At 68.0% G+C, this 15,213-nt stretch carries 18 protein-coding genes and 1 pseudogene; 6 read left to right on the top strand and 13 right to left on the bottom strand.

The window, feature by feature from the left end; genetic code table 11:
- Positions 1-958 precede the first annotated feature (958 nt).
- Complete coding sequence (locus ACGFJ2_RS51940) at positions 959-2,557, top strand: ATP-binding protein (protein WP_393481498.1); 1,599 nt, start codon at positions 959-961, stop codon at positions 2,555-2,557.
- 92 nt (positions 2,558-2,649) lie between these two features.
- Here ACGFJ2_RS51940 and ACGFJ2_RS51935 read toward each other — a convergent pair whose 3' ends face one another.
- Positions 2,650-2,871, bottom strand: coding sequence for a VOC family protein (locus ACGFJ2_RS51935; RefSeq protein WP_393481495.1), 222 nt, complete (start codon positions 2,869-2,871; stop codon positions 2,650-2,652).
- A 132-nt stretch (positions 2,872-3,003) separates the two neighbouring features.
- Between ACGFJ2_RS51935 and ACGFJ2_RS51930 the strand changes: the two genes are divergently transcribed.
- A complete protein-coding gene (locus ACGFJ2_RS51930; RefSeq protein WP_393481492.1) occupies positions 3,004-4,065 on the top strand; it encodes a WD40 repeat domain-containing protein in 1,062 nt (353 codons plus the stop codon).
- 38 nt (positions 4,066-4,103) lie between these two features.
- Here ACGFJ2_RS51930 and ACGFJ2_RS51925 read toward each other — a convergent pair whose 3' ends face one another.
- The 6 genes from ACGFJ2_RS51925 to ACGFJ2_RS51900 form a co-directional block, all read right to left on the bottom strand.
- A complete protein-coding gene (locus ACGFJ2_RS51925; RefSeq protein ID WP_393481489.1) occupies positions 4,104-4,982 on the bottom strand; it encodes a DUF1963 domain-containing protein in 879 nt (292 codons plus the stop codon).
- 116 nt (positions 4,983-5,098) lie between these two features.
- Complete coding sequence (locus ACGFJ2_RS51920; RefSeq protein ID WP_393481486.1) at positions 5,099-5,524, bottom strand: DUF3592 domain-containing protein; 426 nt, start codon at positions 5,522-5,524, stop codon at positions 5,099-5,101.
- A 138-nt stretch (positions 5,525-5,662) separates the two neighbouring features.
- Positions 5,663-6,331, bottom strand: a complete 669-nt coding sequence (locus tag ACGFJ2_RS51915; RefSeq protein WP_393481483.1) for a DUF2993 domain-containing protein — start codon at positions 6,329-6,331, stop codon at positions 5,663-5,665.
- Positions 6,332-6,385: 54 nt separating this feature from the next.
- The gene (locus tag ACGFJ2_RS51910) at positions 6,386-7,252 is read right to left on the bottom strand and encodes a hypothetical protein (protein ID WP_393481480.1); all 867 of its coding nucleotides are present in this window, start codon (positions 7,250-7,252) and stop codon (positions 6,386-6,388) included.
- A complete protein-coding gene (locus ACGFJ2_RS51905; protein WP_357943180.1) occupies positions 7,249-7,590 on the bottom strand; it encodes a helix-turn-helix transcriptional regulator in 342 nt (113 codons plus the stop codon). The genes ACGFJ2_RS51910 and ACGFJ2_RS51905 overlap by 4 nt, the downstream gene beginning before the upstream one ends.
- A gap of 39 nt (positions 7,591-7,629) precedes the next feature.
- Positions 7,630-8,007, bottom strand: coding sequence for a hypothetical protein (locus tag ACGFJ2_RS51900; RefSeq protein ID WP_357943182.1), 378 nt, complete (start codon positions 8,005-8,007; stop codon positions 7,630-7,632).
- A gap of 9 nt (positions 8,008-8,016) precedes the next feature.
- Between ACGFJ2_RS51900 and ACGFJ2_RS51895 the strand changes: the two genes are divergently transcribed.
- A complete protein-coding gene (locus ACGFJ2_RS51895) occupies positions 8,017-8,211 on the top strand; it encodes a hypothetical protein (protein ID WP_357943184.1) in 195 nt (64 codons plus the stop codon).
- A 234-nt stretch (positions 8,212-8,445) separates the two neighbouring features.
- On the opposite strand, the gene ACGFJ2_RS51890 is transcribed toward ACGFJ2_RS51895, so the two are convergent.
- Both ACGFJ2_RS51890 and ACGFJ2_RS51885 read right to left on the bottom strand, forming a co-directional pair.
- Positions 8,446-9,084 (bottom strand): response regulator transcription factor, encoded by a 639-nt coding sequence (locus tag ACGFJ2_RS51890; RefSeq protein WP_357943186.1) that lies wholly within the window; start codon positions 9,082-9,084, stop codon positions 8,446-8,448.
- Positions 9,081-11,066, bottom strand: coding sequence for a sensor histidine kinase (locus ACGFJ2_RS51885; RefSeq protein WP_393481475.1), 1,986 nt, complete (start codon positions 11,064-11,066; stop codon positions 9,081-9,083). Before ACGFJ2_RS51885 ends, ACGFJ2_RS51890 begins: the two co-directional genes overlap by 4 nt.
- Positions 11,067-11,232: 166 nt before the next feature.
- On the opposite strand from ACGFJ2_RS51885, the gene ACGFJ2_RS51880 reads away from it, so the two are divergent.
- Positions 11,233-11,925 carry a hypothetical protein gene (locus tag ACGFJ2_RS51880; RefSeq protein ID WP_393481472.1) on the top strand — a complete coding sequence of 231 codons (693 nt, stop codon included), beginning with the start codon at positions 11,233-11,235 and terminating at the stop codon, positions 11,923-11,925.
- Positions 11,926-11,955: 30 nt separating this feature from the next.
- On the opposite strand, the gene ACGFJ2_RS51875 is transcribed toward ACGFJ2_RS51880, so the two are convergent.
- Positions 11,956-12,096: a hypothetical protein gene (locus ACGFJ2_RS51875; RefSeq protein ID WP_393481469.1), complete on the bottom strand. Its 141-nt coding sequence runs from the start codon at positions 12,094-12,096 to the stop codon at positions 11,956-11,958.
- A 200-nt stretch (positions 12,097-12,296) separates the two neighbouring features.
- On the opposite strand from ACGFJ2_RS51875, the gene ACGFJ2_RS51870 reads away from it, so the two are divergent.
- A complete protein-coding gene (locus ACGFJ2_RS51870; protein ID WP_393481467.1) occupies positions 12,297-12,719 on the top strand; it encodes a hypothetical protein in 423 nt (140 codons plus the stop codon).
- A 28-nt stretch (positions 12,720-12,747) separates the two neighbouring features.
- Here the strand turns inward: ACGFJ2_RS51870 and ACGFJ2_RS51865 are convergent, their stop codons facing one another.
- The gene (locus ACGFJ2_RS51865; RefSeq protein ID WP_393481464.1) at positions 12,748-13,410 is read right to left on the bottom strand and encodes a hypothetical protein; all 663 of its coding nucleotides are present in this window, start codon (positions 13,408-13,410) and stop codon (positions 12,748-12,750) included.
- 268 nt (positions 13,411-13,678) lie between these two features.
- Here ACGFJ2_RS51865 and ACGFJ2_RS51860 point away from each other — a divergent pair, with 268 nt between their 5' ends.
- Entirely contained in the window at positions 13,679-14,596 is a 918-nt protein-coding gene (locus ACGFJ2_RS51860; protein WP_393481461.1) for a sulfotransferase domain-containing protein, read from the top strand.
- Between the two features lie 141 nt (positions 14,597-14,737).
- Here ACGFJ2_RS51860 and ACGFJ2_RS51855 read toward each other — a convergent pair.
- Both ACGFJ2_RS51855 and ACGFJ2_RS51850 read right to left on the bottom strand, forming a co-directional pair.
- A pseudogene (locus ACGFJ2_RS51855) lies at positions 14,738-14,788 on the bottom strand (hypothetical protein); the annotation flags it as partial.
- A complete protein-coding gene (locus ACGFJ2_RS51850) occupies positions 14,769-15,209 on the bottom strand; it encodes a hypothetical protein (RefSeq protein ID WP_393481458.1) in 441 nt (146 codons plus the stop codon). The gene ACGFJ2_RS51850 and the pseudogene ACGFJ2_RS51855, both read right to left, overlap by 20 nt.
- Between the last annotated feature and the right edge of the window lie 4 nt (positions 15,210-15,213).

Raw genomic sequence — 15,213 nt, 5'->3', positions numbered from 1 at the left:
AGCGCGCGGAGGCGGTCGAGGACGTCGTCCGGCACGTCGGGGCTGTCCGGCATCGGCGTCTCCCAAAATTGTCGGTGCTCTCGTGCATGATGCCCCGCCATGAGCCTGAACCACGTCGACATCGTCCTGGCGGCTGACCCACTTGCCTGACATGCCTTACCGATCATCAACCGCTGAACAGCCGGAACGCTCAAGACCCTGAGGCAGGCGGCGGAGACCTTCAGTGATGCATCAGCGTCAGGTGGCACTCTCGCTGACTTGATCAACACCTGAGCGAACGCCACTCGCCATGATCTTAGAGCCCGGGTGAGGCACGTGGCGGCCTCTTGGAACGCCACTCGACAGCGGCCGAGATCGGTCCACTTGCCTTACAGCGCTGCAGACCACTGACCAGCGAAGTCGCTCGAGAACCCAAGATAACCATCGAGCCGACGAAGGAGGCCCTGCGGCGCCGATCGCCCCCGGCAACCCCCCGGCCATCAGCCACAGCCAGCGATCGTCACGGGCTCAACCCGCCATCAAGGCCTCAGCTATGCCTCGGGTGGGGCCAAAACTCACCCGTGATCAAGACCCCCAAGATCGCTAAATGGGGCCAAAACTCGCCGGTAGGTGGAGCCAGCTCTCACCCCTGAAATCACCGGAGAAACTAGAGGAACCAGGGATACGAGAGAAGGCAGCGAAGAAGAACAGGCCGATGACGACCGCGATGAGCCCGAAGACGATTCTGCTGTAGCCGCCGGCGAAGTCTCTACGAACGGATCCTGCGCGGCGAGGCGCGATGAGCCTGGCACCCGACCGTACAAGATAGCCTCATCCTCTATGAGGGGCGTCCAGATCATCGGTGCCGTTACACGAGAATTGCACATGACGCCCCCGCTCACCGCCACCTGCTCTACCACCTCGCGCAGCCGACATGGAATCTCGTCATCGACAGAGCGAGTAATGGCAGAATGTGACCATGCGGCCACTCCGAGCGAAATTCTTCAATACCACCGGTCCGTGCGACCCGCAGCGGCACTACATGCTGCCCCCCGCACCACGGCTCCCCGAAGCACGGGCGCTCATCGAGATGGACCGCTACTTCGTGCTGCACGCGCCCCGGCAGACCGGCAAGACGACCACGCTGCGCACCCTGGCCTCCGAGCTAACCGCCGAAGGCGACATCGCCGCCCTGACGTTCTCTTGCGAGACTACCAAGGGGGTCGGTGACGACCTCGCCCTCACGGAGCAGATTCTGCTGGACTCCCTCCGCGAGGCCACCGAAAGATCGGGATGGCCGGACGCGCTGCTCCCTCCGGCTTCCTGGCCGCAGGCCACACTGGGCAGACGGTTCGGTAAGGCACTGAGCGAGTGGTGCCGCCGCTGCCCGCGCCGGGTGGTGCTGTTCCTTGATGAGATCGACGCCCTGCAAGGCAACAGCATGGTCAATATCCTCAGCCAGCTCCGCGACGGGCACAACGTACGGCCGGAAGGCCATCCGTTTCCGACGTCGGCGGTGTTGTGCGGGTTGCGCGACGTGCGTGATTACAAGGTCGCCTCGGGCGGTGACCCCGACCGGTCCAACCCCGCCAGCCCCTTCAACATCATCGCCGAGTCGCTGCGTCTGGGCGACTTCACCGCCGACCAGATCACCGAACTCTACGACCAGCACGCCCAGGCCACCGGCCAGGAGTTCACCAAGGACGCGGTGGACCGTGTCTTCGAGCTGACCCAGGGACAGCCATGGCTGGTCAACGCCCTCGCCAACGAGATCACCTTCAAGATGGGGGTGACCGGCACCATCACCACCACACAGGTGGATGAGGCCAAAGAGCGGCTCATCCGGGCCCGCGCCACCCACCTGGACTCCCTCGTGGCCCGACTGCACGAGCCCAGAGTCAAGCGGGTGATCGAACCGATCGTCGCCGGAAACCACCCCGACGCCGACCCCACCTTCTCCGACGACCTGTCCTACGTCCGGGATCTGGGCCTGGTTGAGCAGAAACCCCCGCTGAAGGTGGCCAACCCGATCTACCGGGAGGTCATCCTGCGTGTACTGGGAGACCCATCGGAACAGCGCGTGATGGCCGACCCGCACAGCTTCGTGCTCCCGGACGGCCGTTTCGACCTGCCGCGGCTGCTGGAGGAGTTCGTCGTGTTCTGGCGCGAGCACGGCGAGGTGCTCATCCAGCAAGAGGGCTACCACGAGGCCGCCTGCCAGATCATCCTCATGGCCTTCCTGCACCGGCTGGTCAACGGCGGCGGCCAGCTCGACCGCGAGTACGCCGCCGGCACCAAACGCCTGGACGTACTGGTCCGCTGGCCCTACACCGGCCCCGACGGCGACCGGCTCATGCAACGGGAGGCCATGGAATTGAAGGTCTGGCGAACAAGCGAGAACGACCCGACACCCAGCGGGCTCGCCCAGCTCGACCAATACCTGGACCGCCTCACCCTGACCACCGGCGTACTGGTGATCTTCGACCGCCGCCCCGAAGCGGCGGCCTGGAAGGAACGAGGCGCTTTCGAGCAGGCGACCACGCCGTCCGGTCGACAGGTCACCGTTCTGCGTGTGTGACGCAAGCTCACCGACAACGTCGCCGGCTATGTCGCCGAGGCCGCCAGGAGCGAGTGTTAGTACAGACGTCTACTATCCGGGCTGACTGGTGATCAAGTGTGACCACCGTTTCCGTCCGAAGGGGGCAGCACGCACATGAGATGACCGCCGGGGACGCGCAGAGTGCGGCACTCCTGCCACTGCGCCACCTCACTCGCGCCCAGGGCGAGCAGGCGCCGGGTCTCCGCCTCGACGTCGTCGGTCTCGATGTCCACGTGGAAGCGGGGCGAGTCGTCGACCGACTGCACGGCCACGAGCGGGCCGGGCTCGGGCAAGGCGCCGTGCAGGGCGGTGGTTCTCGTGCGTTTTGCTCCCGGCGCCGATACTCGGTGGCCTCCGCGAACGGCACGCGTCAGGGAGACAAGACCGAGGCAGCTGTCGATCTTGACCGATATGGTTGGCCGGACTTGATCGCCAGATCGCTTCGAGGTCCGGGTCTCAGCGGTCGGCGGCGTTGTCACCGACCCTGGAGCAAGCCGTTGATCGAAGTTCTGACACCGATTCGCAAGATAAGGATCAAGCAGGCGTACATCCCTGAGGCGCGAGCGGTCCTCCCTGACGGGGACACCTGTGTGGTCGTCGACGCCTACGGCCGCTTGTTTACCGTCTCGCTGTCCACCAGTGAGGCGGTCCGAGTGGAGTCGGGCTCGCTGGGGGTCTCCGCGCTTTCGGTGACCCCAGATGGTCGGCTGATGGCCACGAGCATGCACGCTTTCGGCGAGTACGGCATCCGGATCTGGGACATGGCGAGCTGGACGGTAACCATGGTGTTGCCCGGGCACCGCCACCCGATCCTGGCGGTGTCGGCGGTGGGTCGAATCGTGGTCACGGCGGCCCGGGACGGTACGCGGGTCTGGGATTTGCGCCAGGGATCCTGCAGATTCACGCTGCCGGGTACAGAAGAGGTGATGTGGGTCGCGGTAACCCACGACGAGCGCCATGTGATCACGATGAGCTGGGATCGTTCGATCGTGCTCTGGGATCTGCGGACAGGCGTACCGATCCGGACGCTGCGGGACGCCGACGCCCGATTTCCAGCCTTGAGTTCGCCCGCGAGTGACAACGGGGTCTGGATCCGGACCGTCCTGGCAGACTCGGTACGCGGTCGCGTGCTGGCGGCCGACGGTCAACTGTGCGTGGGCGGCCTCGACGGTCGGCGTCCCCTGGAGAACTGGGGGTCGATACCCCGACACGACAGGGTGAACATGGTCCCAGGAAAGGACATGGTGCACACCTGCGTGGCGGCGCTGAATCCGGCGGACGGGACCGTGGCCGTCGACTACGGCGGACGCGTATACCTCCTGGACCCAGGCGGGCAACCGCTCGCAGTGATGGGACCGGAACCGGGGCCGGGGTGGATACCGGTGAGCACCATGACCTTCACCCCGGATGGCCGGCTGGTGTACTCCTTCCCCGGCGCCTTCGCGGCTGTGGAGGTGTGGCCGGCGCTCGCAGAGCTCACCGAATGAGACAGCTGTGCTCACCAATGGGTCATGAGATCGCGGTTTTACCAGTCGTCGGGGTTGGCTCGCACCTGGCTCATGTCGCCTGCCCGGAGTGCTTTGGCCGGGGCGACAAACCGCAAAATGCCGCCGTCGCCCCACTCCCACATGTCGGTGCCGGCCAGAGTGAGCAGGTGAGCATAAGGCTCCTCCGGCGACAGCTCCCGCAACAGGTCAACGCCGTAGCTGCGGATCGGCGGCCAACCGAACGCCTGATTGCGTATGCCACCCCACTCGATACCTTGCTCGTCCTCGCAGTACCTCGGCCAGGCGTCCTCGCCGAACTTGTCGACCACCAGCCAGCCGGGATTCACGCGGTAGAGGGATGACCGCTCGATCTCGTCTCCGTAGTCGAGGGCGCTGAGTACCGGATCGCAGTCGTAGGACGACATCGAGGGCAAAGTGACGGCAGGGTTGGCGTGCATCCGAACGCGGTCGAACCTCGGGGCCGGATCCGGTGCCGGGACCTCGACCGCGCGTTGCGGGTCAGCAGGTACGACCCGGCATACCCGCGGATCGTCATAGCTGAAGCTGCCGGCATCTTTCGGAACCTCCTTGGATCCGGTCCATGGATCCAAGAAGAAGAAATTGAGCAGCGCGGACCCGGTCGACGGGATCTGATCACCGAGCCACGGGCCGAGCGCGCCGACATCGAGCACGGCATACAGGCTGAGCGGCACTCCCGCGTACTCAGGCCACCGTGTGCCCGGCTCCAGCAGCGCCGGGCCGCCCCAGCGGCACAGCCCGGTCGCCTCGGCGTCATCATCCGCAGGCTTCAGATCGAACCCGGGCCGCGCCAACGCCACCAGTTGGCCCCCCACGTGTTCACCCAGATGTTCAACGCACAGCTCACGCACGCCGGACAGCGCCTCTTCATACCTCACCCGACCATGAAAGCAGCACAATGCCCCTGAAGATCACCAGTTCCGAACGTTTCAGATCAGGGGAAGGCCAAGCCATCGGCATGCCGGATCTAGCACCGGGCCTTTCGGTCGCCCTCTCAGAAGCCAGGGAAACGAGAGAAAGCAGAGAAGAAGGCCAAGCCGATGACGACCGCGATAAGCCCGATGACGATTCCGCTGTAGCCGCCGCCGGCGTCGTCGTCCGCGGGCATGGCGCTGGTCGGGTCCTGCGGGTCGTAGAGCACCTCGGTCTCGTTGCCGATGCCAAGGTCGGAGGTGGTCACTGCCTCGGTGGTGATTTCCCGCCCCTCCACGGTCGTGAAGGTCAGAACTGGCCGCTGCATCGCCCTCAAATGCTCCCCCCGACCCACGAACGTGGTCCGGACGTCGCTGACCACGCCTGGCACCCGCTGCGCCTGCCGGACGAACTGCTTGCCGTCGATGATTCCCTTGATCGACCTTAGAATGATCAATGCCCCAAACGCCACGAACAGCAGCGGGAAGTACGGGAACAGATCTTCCAACGTGGATCTCCTTGGGTCGCCTGCATCCTAGAACGTCCCAGAGGACCGTAGGTTCCCGCCGTCAGCCGATGAGGAGCTCAGCCTCGGCGCCTGCTGTGCCCGCCCTCTTCACGGACGACAGGGCGAAATGGTGTCATCTCATCCACGAATCGGCACGTCAAACGCCTCGGCGGAAAACTCCAGTCCTTCCGGCACACTTTTGACCCTGGTCAGCTTCACGTCGAAGGGCAGATCCCCCTTGAACGGGATCGGGTAGGAGATCAGCTGTGCGATCTGGTCAGGCACGGGCACGCCCTGGATCTTGTCGGCCTGGAGCCTGATCCTCCCGTCGGCGACCTCGACGCGCATCTCGGCGTTGAACTTCACCTTGTCCGCCCCGATCGTTATCTCCCCCGAGGCCGTGAGCCGTCCCCCGTTGCCGCCGATCTTCACGCCACTCGGCGCGTATTCGTCGATCGTCGCCCTGGTGAGGGTGCCGCTGATGCTCACGCGACCTGCCTGGACACGGGCTTGGTTCTGCAGGACATCAGCGAGGGACGCCGTTACGTCGTACGCGGCGCCCCGCAGGTTCCTGACCGGCACGCCGCCGTAGCTGAAAGTGCCGAGATTGAACCGCACCTCTGGATAGCGCCCCGACACGGCCTGCGTGAGAAACGGGATGCCCTCGATTGACACAGCTGGTGTGCCGGAAAGGCCGGGAGCGGCGGCGATTCTGTTCGCAAGGTCGCGCTCGACGTTCGCTACGGCGACTCGGTCGATGATGAGCAGGACGACGAGCGCGATCAGGAAAACGATCACCTTGCGCATGGGGGACTCGGCATGCGCCGGCGGCCGCGGAAGGTCTTGGCTGCCGTTCCAGCATCACTCATCCGTCGATGACCCGCTTAACGCCGGCGTCCTAGAACGGAAGGCGGCGACCAGAAACCCGGCCGACCCCAGCCCCAACAGCGCGACCCCCCACAACCCAACCATCATGAGCTGGGGGAACATCGCCAGCATGACCGGCGAGAGGACCACCACGCTCCTGCGCCCTACCGGAGACTGTGCGGCCACTCCGCAGACCACCGCACACAGCCCGAGCAGGAGCAGTTCGGGCGGCACTCCGACCTCCCGCAGGGCAGCCTCCAGCTGCCACGTCCCGACGACCACCGTCAGAGCCGCCCCGGACCACGCCAGGATCCGCCCGCGCCCCACCAGCGACAGCCCTTGACGCGGCTGCGCCACCCCCGTCAGCACCGCCGCCACAAGCGCGAAAGAGCCAACGATGCCGCCGAGTGCCACCCCCATATCCAAGGAGAAGCCTGTGGCCGACAACATCGCCGCGGCGGCCATGCCCGCGCTGAACAGGAGTGCCCAGATCCACGCGACCGCCGCAGCAGGCCAGCGGCGATTGGTCCAGGCCAGGAAGACGGTCAGGATGCCTATCAGAAGCAGCTCACCGCTGATGCGCAACTGCATCTGGTAGATGAGCAACACTATGGGACCGACCACCGCGACGACACGCATCGCATCCCGCCACTGCGCCATGGACTCCGGCCCGAACGCCCAGCGCGCGCGGATCGCGGCGGCCCCCTTGACGAGGTCGAGGGTGTCACGCGGCTCCGGACGACTCTGCCCTGGCCGCGCCGACTCCATCAGCACACTGAGCATCTCCTCCTCGTGCCGCTCGCGGTGCTCGCGCGGGTACCAGCGGAGAAGGCTGCGGTAACGCCGTTCGAGGTCGCTCACGCGACACCTCCGGCGGGGCGCGTGTGCAGCCGGGCGGCGGCGGTCCTGGCGTTGCGCCGCAGCCGTTCGACCTCGGCGGCCAGACGGGCGCTGCCCTCGTCGGTGAGCCGGTAGTAGCGCCGCAACCGCCCGCCGACGATCTCCTCCCGGTCCTCCGCGATCAGGCCTTCGGACTGGAGCCGGTCCAGGGCGGCGTACAGAGTGCCGGCCCGCAACCGGACCTCACTCTCGGAGATGCGCTCCACATCGCTGATGATGCCGTAGCCGTGCTGGGGCTCGGTGGCCAGCGCGGTGAGTATGAGGAACGAAGGCTCCTGCAAAGGGCGTAACTTGGACACAGGATCTTTATATACCGATAGTCGGTATATTGGAAGGGCCTAGAAGTCGACTCCGTCGTCGACCACGCGGGGCTGCGCACTGCCGCCGATGACCTGCACGCGCCATGCGGAGAGGCCGGTGCGCGAGTCGGGTGCGAGGGCCGGGGTCTGGAGGGTGCGGTCCCGGGATGGTCGGCCCTGATAAAGAGCACTCTTCGGTCTGGCGATGGGCGGACGCAGGAGGCTGGGGCCGACGAAAGGCGCGGATTTGCCGGGCGGGGCAGGATGTGTGCTGTGAAAGTCGAGCGAGCCGGTGCGGGTCGGTTTCGCGATCCCGGTGTCCGTCTGTGGCATTTCGCCAGGGAGATTCTGGTTCGGTGTCCGCGGTGTGATGAGCGTGCGTTGGTGGCTGTACATCCTGATCATCGCGATGGCCACGCGTACGCGATGGGCTGGTTGACGGCGCCACATCGGCTGACCTGTCTCGGGCGTGGTCATGTCGCCGAATGGGTGCCGGGGCGGGTGTTGTGGGCGTACAACGTGCCGCATTTGGAGCTGCTGGAGGAGTATGTGGCGGCGGCGCAGCGGGAGCGGCCCAGGCCGGCGGGGTCGCAGACGTTGCTGGAGCGGGTGCCCGTGTGAATGAAGGCGTCTGGTAACCGGGCCGAGGTGCTCGCCGCGATCCGAGCGCTGCGTGACGGGGCGTAGGCGCGCTCTCGTCCAAGTCGGGGGAGCAAGGATCGGCCCTGCCGCTGGCTATAGCAGGCGGTATCTGCTCAACCCACAGGCTGGTTCCAGAGTGTTGACCAACGACACTGGTATGCGCTGCGCGCCCTTCATATGAAGCTGAAAAGCACGTTCGGGAGAAGACGTCCGTCAGGGGCGGCCGAGGCCGGCGTCGCGGGCGCGGATGATGGCTTCGGCGCGGTCGGCCACCTGGAGCTTGGTGAAGATGCTGGAGATGTGGTTGGCGACCGTTTTCGGAGCGATGACCAGGTGGCGGGCGATCTGGCCATTGGGACGGCCGGCGGCGATGAGATCGAGGATCTCCCGCTCGCGGCCGGTGAGCTCCGGAAAGGGGTCCTGGACGGCCGGCGGGGCGGCGAAGAAGCCCAGTACCCGGCGGGCCACGCCGGGGCCGAAGATGGCTTGGCCGGCGGCGACGGCGTGGATGGCGCGGGCGATCTCGTCCTGCTGGGCGCCCTTGAGCAGATAGCCGCGGGCACCGGCACGCATCGCGGAGAACACCGAGTCGTCGTCCTCGTACATGGTGAGCATGAGCACCGCGACCTCGGGCGCCGCGCGGGCGATCTGGCGGGTGGCCTCGATGCCGTCCAGACGTGGCATCTGGATGTCCATGACCAGGACGTCGGGCTTGTGCGTCACCGCCTCGCGTACGGCGGCGTGGCCGTCGGCCGCCTCCGCCACGACGGTCAGGCCGCTGATGGAGTCCAGTAGCGCGCGCAGGCCGCTGCGCACCACCGGGTGGTCGTCGGCCAGCACAATTCTGATCATGTCGCCCCCAAGGGTAGCGTGGCCGTCACCCGGCCGCCGGTGGGCTCGGGGCCCGCGATGCAGGTGCCGCCCAGTTCGGCGGCGCGCTCGCGCATCGATCGCATGCCGACTCCCGGCCGCCACGCGCCGGATCCACCTCCGTCGTCGGCCACCTCAACGTGCAGGTGGTGGGCGGCCGGGTGTCCGTCAGCGTGGATCCGTATACGCACTCGGCCGGCGCTGGAGTGCCGGACCGCGTTGGTGAGGGCCTCCACCGCGATCCGGTACGCCGCCGCCTCCACAGCCGCGGGCAGGGCGGGAAGGCCGGTGGCCTCGACGCGTACCGTCAAGCCGGGGCGTTCGAGCTGGGCGGCGCGTTGCCGGATCGCGCCGGCCAGGCCGAGGTCGTCCAGGGCCGGTGGCCGGAGGTCGTAGACGAGCCGCCGGATGTCGTCAATGGCCTGAGCGGTTTCGGTGCGAAGTTCGGTCAGGAGCGCACGGGCGCTGCCGGGGTCGGTGGCCAGGAGGTTGCCTGCGGCGTCGGCCTTGAACGTCACGCCGGTCAGCACCGGGCCCAGGCCGTCGTGCAGATCGCGGCGCAGGCGCCGCCGTTCCTCCTCGCGGGCCACCACCAGGGCCTCGCGGGAACGCTGCAGCTGCTCGGATAGGGCGACCGCGTGCACCGCCACCGACAGCGGCGCCGCCAGCAGCTCCAGGACCGCCCGGTCCGGGCCGCCGAGGCGTTTCTCACCGGCACGCAGGCCGATGACCACCTCACCCACCCGTACCCCGCCGTAGGTGAGCGGGATCGTGTGCAGCAGTTCAGGCGGTGCGCCGCAGGCCGCCACCTCGGTGTCATCGGTGCGGAGGGCGGCGAACGGCAGGCGCAGCGCCTCCCGTACGGCCTCCAGCACTCCGGGAAGACCGGTGTCCAGCCGCGCCCCGACCCGTGACACCGCCCGTACGGGATCGGCGCGGTCCCCATACACGATCCGGTCCACGATGCGCTGGAGGCGTACGCGCACCGGATTGAACCCCACGGCGATCAGCACGGTGACCGCCGCCGAGCTGCCCAGCCCGGCCTCACGCCGCATCACGCTGTCGAGCAGAGCCACCAGGCCGACGTACGAGGCGACGACGACGGCCGTGAGCAGCGCGTACAGCACCGTTCTCGAGAGCACCAGCCGGATGTCGAGCAGCTGGTGGCGCAGGATCGCCACGGTCATCGCGGCGGGAATGAGCGGGATCGCGAGCAGGACGTAAACCGGCGCGTTCTGCAGAACCCCCCACGGCACCAGCACGATCAGGACGAGCAGCACCGCCTGCATCAGCCACAGCAGCTGACGGCGCCGCCGCTCGTCTCCGCGCCGGTAGCGCACCACCAGCGCCACCAGGCCTACCGCTATGGCGGCCAGGCCGCGCACCTCGACCGCCGTCCACAGCGGGTCAAGGTCGGCGTGGATGATCAGGTAACCGGGAATTCCGGCGACGACGGGATCCGGGCTGGTACCCATCTCCAGTACGAACAGCGGCGAGGTCACCACGGTGGCCCACATCAGCCGCCGAAAGACGGGACGGCCATCGGGGAAGAGCTGCAGGATCAGCGGCAGGCACAACCCGATCGACCACGGCCACGCCCACGCCGCGACGGTGACGAGCGTGCGAATCAGCCCGCCGGGCCAACCGTCGCGCACACCGGCCTCGGCCAAAGGGACGATCGCGGCCGTCGTCGCGTGCCCGATCCCGGCGGCCAGCAACAGCCAGCCGACCGGGTTGCGAGGCCGGTGCCAGGCCACCAGGACACCGCCGATCGGAAACGACAGGCCCATCGCCGCGTTGGTCACGACGAAGTGGTCCCACGCCTCGATCCAGGTCATCCCGGCCACCGCACTGCCGATCACGGCGACGGCGACCTCGGCAACGGCGATGCCGAAGAGCCCGGCGGCCAGTACGGCCGGCCACCGTGCCTGCGCCGGCGAGGTGGCGGAATCACCCGGTGTCATGAGCACATGATGAGGTGCACAGGCCCGTCTGTCGTGGGTGTGCGCTCCTGGTACGGCCGGGAAATCCTTCGGGCCTCTCGGCGGCCCTGGCCCATGCGCCTGGGAACGGCGAAGGCGGACGCTTCTGGCATCTGTCCTCCACCCCTACGATCTCGGAGGCTCTTGCATGACCACCGCCATGCCCACGACCACGCGCGAGGCCGTCCCGCCGCTGCGTGCCGCGCTCGCGCTGCTCATCCCGGTCGGCCCGCTGGCCGTCGCGATCTTGCGGGCCATCCTGCCGTACTCTACGACCGACGACTCAGCCGGGCTCGTCGGCAAGGTCGCCGCCCACCAGGACGCCCAGAGCGTGGTGCTGTGGCTCGCCTTCGCCGCCACCCTGACGCTGGTGCCGGGGACGATCGCGATCGGCCTGCTCGCGGTCCGGCGCTCCCCCCGGCTGGGGACGGCCGGGATGGTGCTGACCGTCGCCGGCTTCTCCTCGCTGTACGCCGTTGGGGTCAGCGACCACGTCGCGCTGTCAGCGGTCCGCGATGGTCTCGACCTCGGTTCGGCCGCCCGGCTCCTCGACGACGTGCAAGCTCTGCCCGCCGTCTCAGCGGCCACCATGGTGTTCGTTCTCGGCCACATCCTCGGCGTGGTGCTGCTCGGGGCCGCGCTGTGGCGAGGCGGAATTGTTCCCGCCTGGGCCGGGATGGCGTTGATCGTCTCCCAGCCCTTGCACGTTGTGTTCGCCGCCGTCGTACCGAACGCCGCGCTCGACGGGCTGGCCTGGGGGCTGACCGCGATGGGCTTCGCGGCCGCGGCGTTCGCCTTCGCTACAGGCCGCTGCCAGCCCTGGACAGGGCCGCGACCGTAAGGAATTTGCGTCGACCGGCGGCGGCGATTCTCAGTCCTCGTCGAACACGCGGGGCGCACTGCCGCCGATGATCTGCACGCGCCATGCGGGGACACCGGTTCGCGAGTCGGACGGCAGCCACTGCTCGAGCAGACGCGCGGTCGTTGCGAGCAGGTGTTCCTCGATGGCCATGTTCGGTACTTTCTGGTCGGTCCATAGCATTTCGCAGGAGGGCGATCACCCTAGCGATCAAGCAGCGGGGCAGGATGTGTGCTGTGGAAGTCGAGGGAGCCGGTGCGGGTCGGTTTCGGGATCCCGGTGTCCGTCTGTGGCATTTCGCCAAGGAGATTCTGGTTCGGTGTCCGCGGTGTGACGGGCGTGCCTTGGTGGCCGTGCATCCTGATCATCGCGATGGCCACGCGTACGCGGTGGGCTGGTTGACGGCGCCGCATCGGCTGACCTGTCTTGGCTGTGGGCACGTCGCCGAGTGGGTGCCGCGGCGGTGGAGTCGTGGTGCTGGGGATGCGTACTTCAGCGGTCGTGGCACGCTCGTGGTGCCGATGTTCGGCGGGCCGGATGACCCGTACTTCGGGCTGCCGTTGTGGTTGCGGCGGGCGTGTTGCGGGCGGGTGTTGTGGGCGTACAACGTGCCGCATTTGGAGCTGCTGGAGGAGTACGTGGCTGCGACGCAGCGGGAGCGGCCCAGGCCGGCGGGGTCGCAGACGTTGTTGGAGCGGTTGCCCGCGTGGATGAAGGCGGCCGGTAACCGGGCCGAGGTGCTCGCCGCGATCCGAGCGCTGCGTGACGGGGCGTAGCCGCAGGGCCGCTCGGTGTCTCTCGCCGCTACCGGGTGTCGGTGAGGCGGAAGACGCCCGAGCTGTCATTGGTGGCCGTGCCGCCGCCGTAGTTGGGGCAGCCGCCGCTCGCCTGGCACGCGGTCGCCGACGAGGGCTGGGCGTACGTCAGGCACCAGGTCGTCGTTGTGCACGTGCGATAGGCCGTGTTGTTGAACACCTGCCCGGCCGAGGTGGTCACGTTCTCCTTCGTCCAGGACGCGAGATCCTGCTTGAGCGTCCCGGGGAAGGCTTGCACGGTGCTCATCGCCCGGCGCGTGGACAGCGCCGCGTTGCTGCCGTAGCCGTAGGCGTGGGTGGCAAGGGAGTTGTACTTGCTTTCCAGCCGGACGAGCGTGCCGTTGCTGTTGGGTCGCAGGTACCACTGTTCGGACCAGGTCTGGGCGATGTTCCACGTGATTTTCAGGACGTCGCCGGAGACGCTGAAGGTCCCGGTGCGCGATTCGGGCGGGGAGTCCATGAACCCGCCCGCCGTCAGTACCTCGCAGTGGCGGGCGCGGGTGTGGCCGACCGCGCCGCTGACGGTCGAGCAGCTATCGAGGTCGGGTGTGGTGCCTGTGCCCTCGCGGGCGGCGGGCGTGGTCTGCCACCACAGGTACGTGCGCGCCGTGACGGTGCCGTCGGTCGCGAACTGGTACGTGCCCAGACGCACCCATACCGAGCTGCCCGGTGGCGGCAACGCGATTACCTAGCGTGATTGGCGTCCAAGGTAGACGCGCGCGTAGCCGCCGTTCGGCGCTCATCCTCTGGCCTTCATGATGCCCTCGCGGAGTGTTCGAGATCGGGCATTATGGGCGGGTGCTGCGCTACGTACTGTTGCGCGACGCCCTTCGGAACCTCAGTCTTGAGCCCTCGGCAGGATGTCGTGCGGTGAATCATCTGGGCCTCACGGGATCGGATCCGCTGCAAGGATGACGGCCGTGCGCCGCTACGAGACGAGTATGTACGACAGCAACCGCTGGGACGGCTTCGAGCTCCGCCCCGGCGACATCATCATCAGCACCCCGCCAAAATGCGGGACGACGTGGACGCAGATGATCTGCGCCCTGCTCATACTGCAGGAACCGGAGCTCCCGCTCCCGTTGGACACGCTCTCGCCGTGGATCGACATGGTGACTCGCGCCCGCACAGACGTGTTCGCGGACCTGGAAGCCCAGACGCACCGCCGGTTCATCAAGACCCACACGCCGCTCGACGGGATACCCAACGATCCGACGGTCACGTACATCTGCGTCGGGCGGGACCCGCGCGACGTGGGGCTGTCGATCGACCACCATATCGACAACACCGACATCAGCGCGTTCCTCCGCCAACGCAAACGGGCGGCCGCGATCGACGGTATCGAGCTCGGACCATTGCGGCCACCGCGGCCGCGCCCCGACGGCGAGCGGGACCGCTTCTGGCAGTGGGTCGACGACGAGACGCCACCGACGCAGGTCGGGTCGTCGCTGCGGCGCACTGTAGAGCACCTGCAGACGTTCCGGGACGCCGCCGACGATCTCGACGTCGTGTACTTGCACTACGACGACCTAAAGGCCGACCTGGAGGGGCAGATGCGGCAGATGGCCGCGCGCCTCGGCATCGACGTCGACGAGCACCGATGGCCCCGCCTGGTCCAGGCGGCGACGTTCGAGTCGATGCGCAGCAGGGCCGACACGACCGTCCCCGCCGGCGGTCCGGAGCACTGGATCGATCCCGCCGCGTTCTTCAGCCGCGGCACGAGCGGCCAGTGGCGCGACCTCCTCGACGACGCCGACCTCGCCCGGTACGCCGCGCGCGTGCGGGCGCTCGCGTCCGACGATCTCGTCGAGTGGGTGCATCGCGAGCCGATCGACTGAGATCCCCGTCCGGCTCGAAACTGGCGAGCAAACGCGGTCCGTTGTCGCGAACATAATCAGCCAGACGATGACGTCGACGGCGCCGCCCTTGCGCCGCACCCGGGCGCGGCGGTTGCGCAGGTCGAGGTCGGTGACGTCGAGGGCCAGGACCTCCTCGGCGCGGGCGGCCGTCTCATACAGCATCCGGAACAGGGTGCGCTCGCGCAGGGCCAGGTTCTGCCGGGTCAGCACGGCTTCGATCTGGGCGCGGTCGAGGGCCTTGGTGCGGTCCGGGGTGCGGGCGCGGCGGATGCGGCGCAGTGGGTCGCCGGTCAGCCAGTCCTGGTCGTGCCACCAGTCGCGCGGAGCCGAGCGCGTCGCGGCGGGCGTTGAAGGTGGCCGCGGCCGCCGTCCCCCAGCGGGCGGTGAACCAGGCGGCGAGGCGGTCGGCGCCGGCCTCGCCCTCCAGGTCCGTCAGCGGCGCGTCAGCGCCGTGCTCGGCGGCCAGGGCGCGCAGGGCGATCGCGTACGCCTTGGCGGTGTTGCGGTTGGCGATAGTGGCCAGGAACGCCTCGATGGCCGCGCCGAGCTCCGGCGTCTCCGGTCGCGGACTCAGCCGGCGGACCGTCCCCATCGCA

The sequence above is a fragment of the Nonomuraea sp. NPDC049028 genome (genome assembly GCF_043197735.1).
Lineage (GTDB): Bacteria > Actinomycetota > Actinomycetes > Streptosporangiales > Streptosporangiaceae > Nonomuraea.
This window is presented reverse-complemented; position numbering and strand designations above follow the sequence as displayed.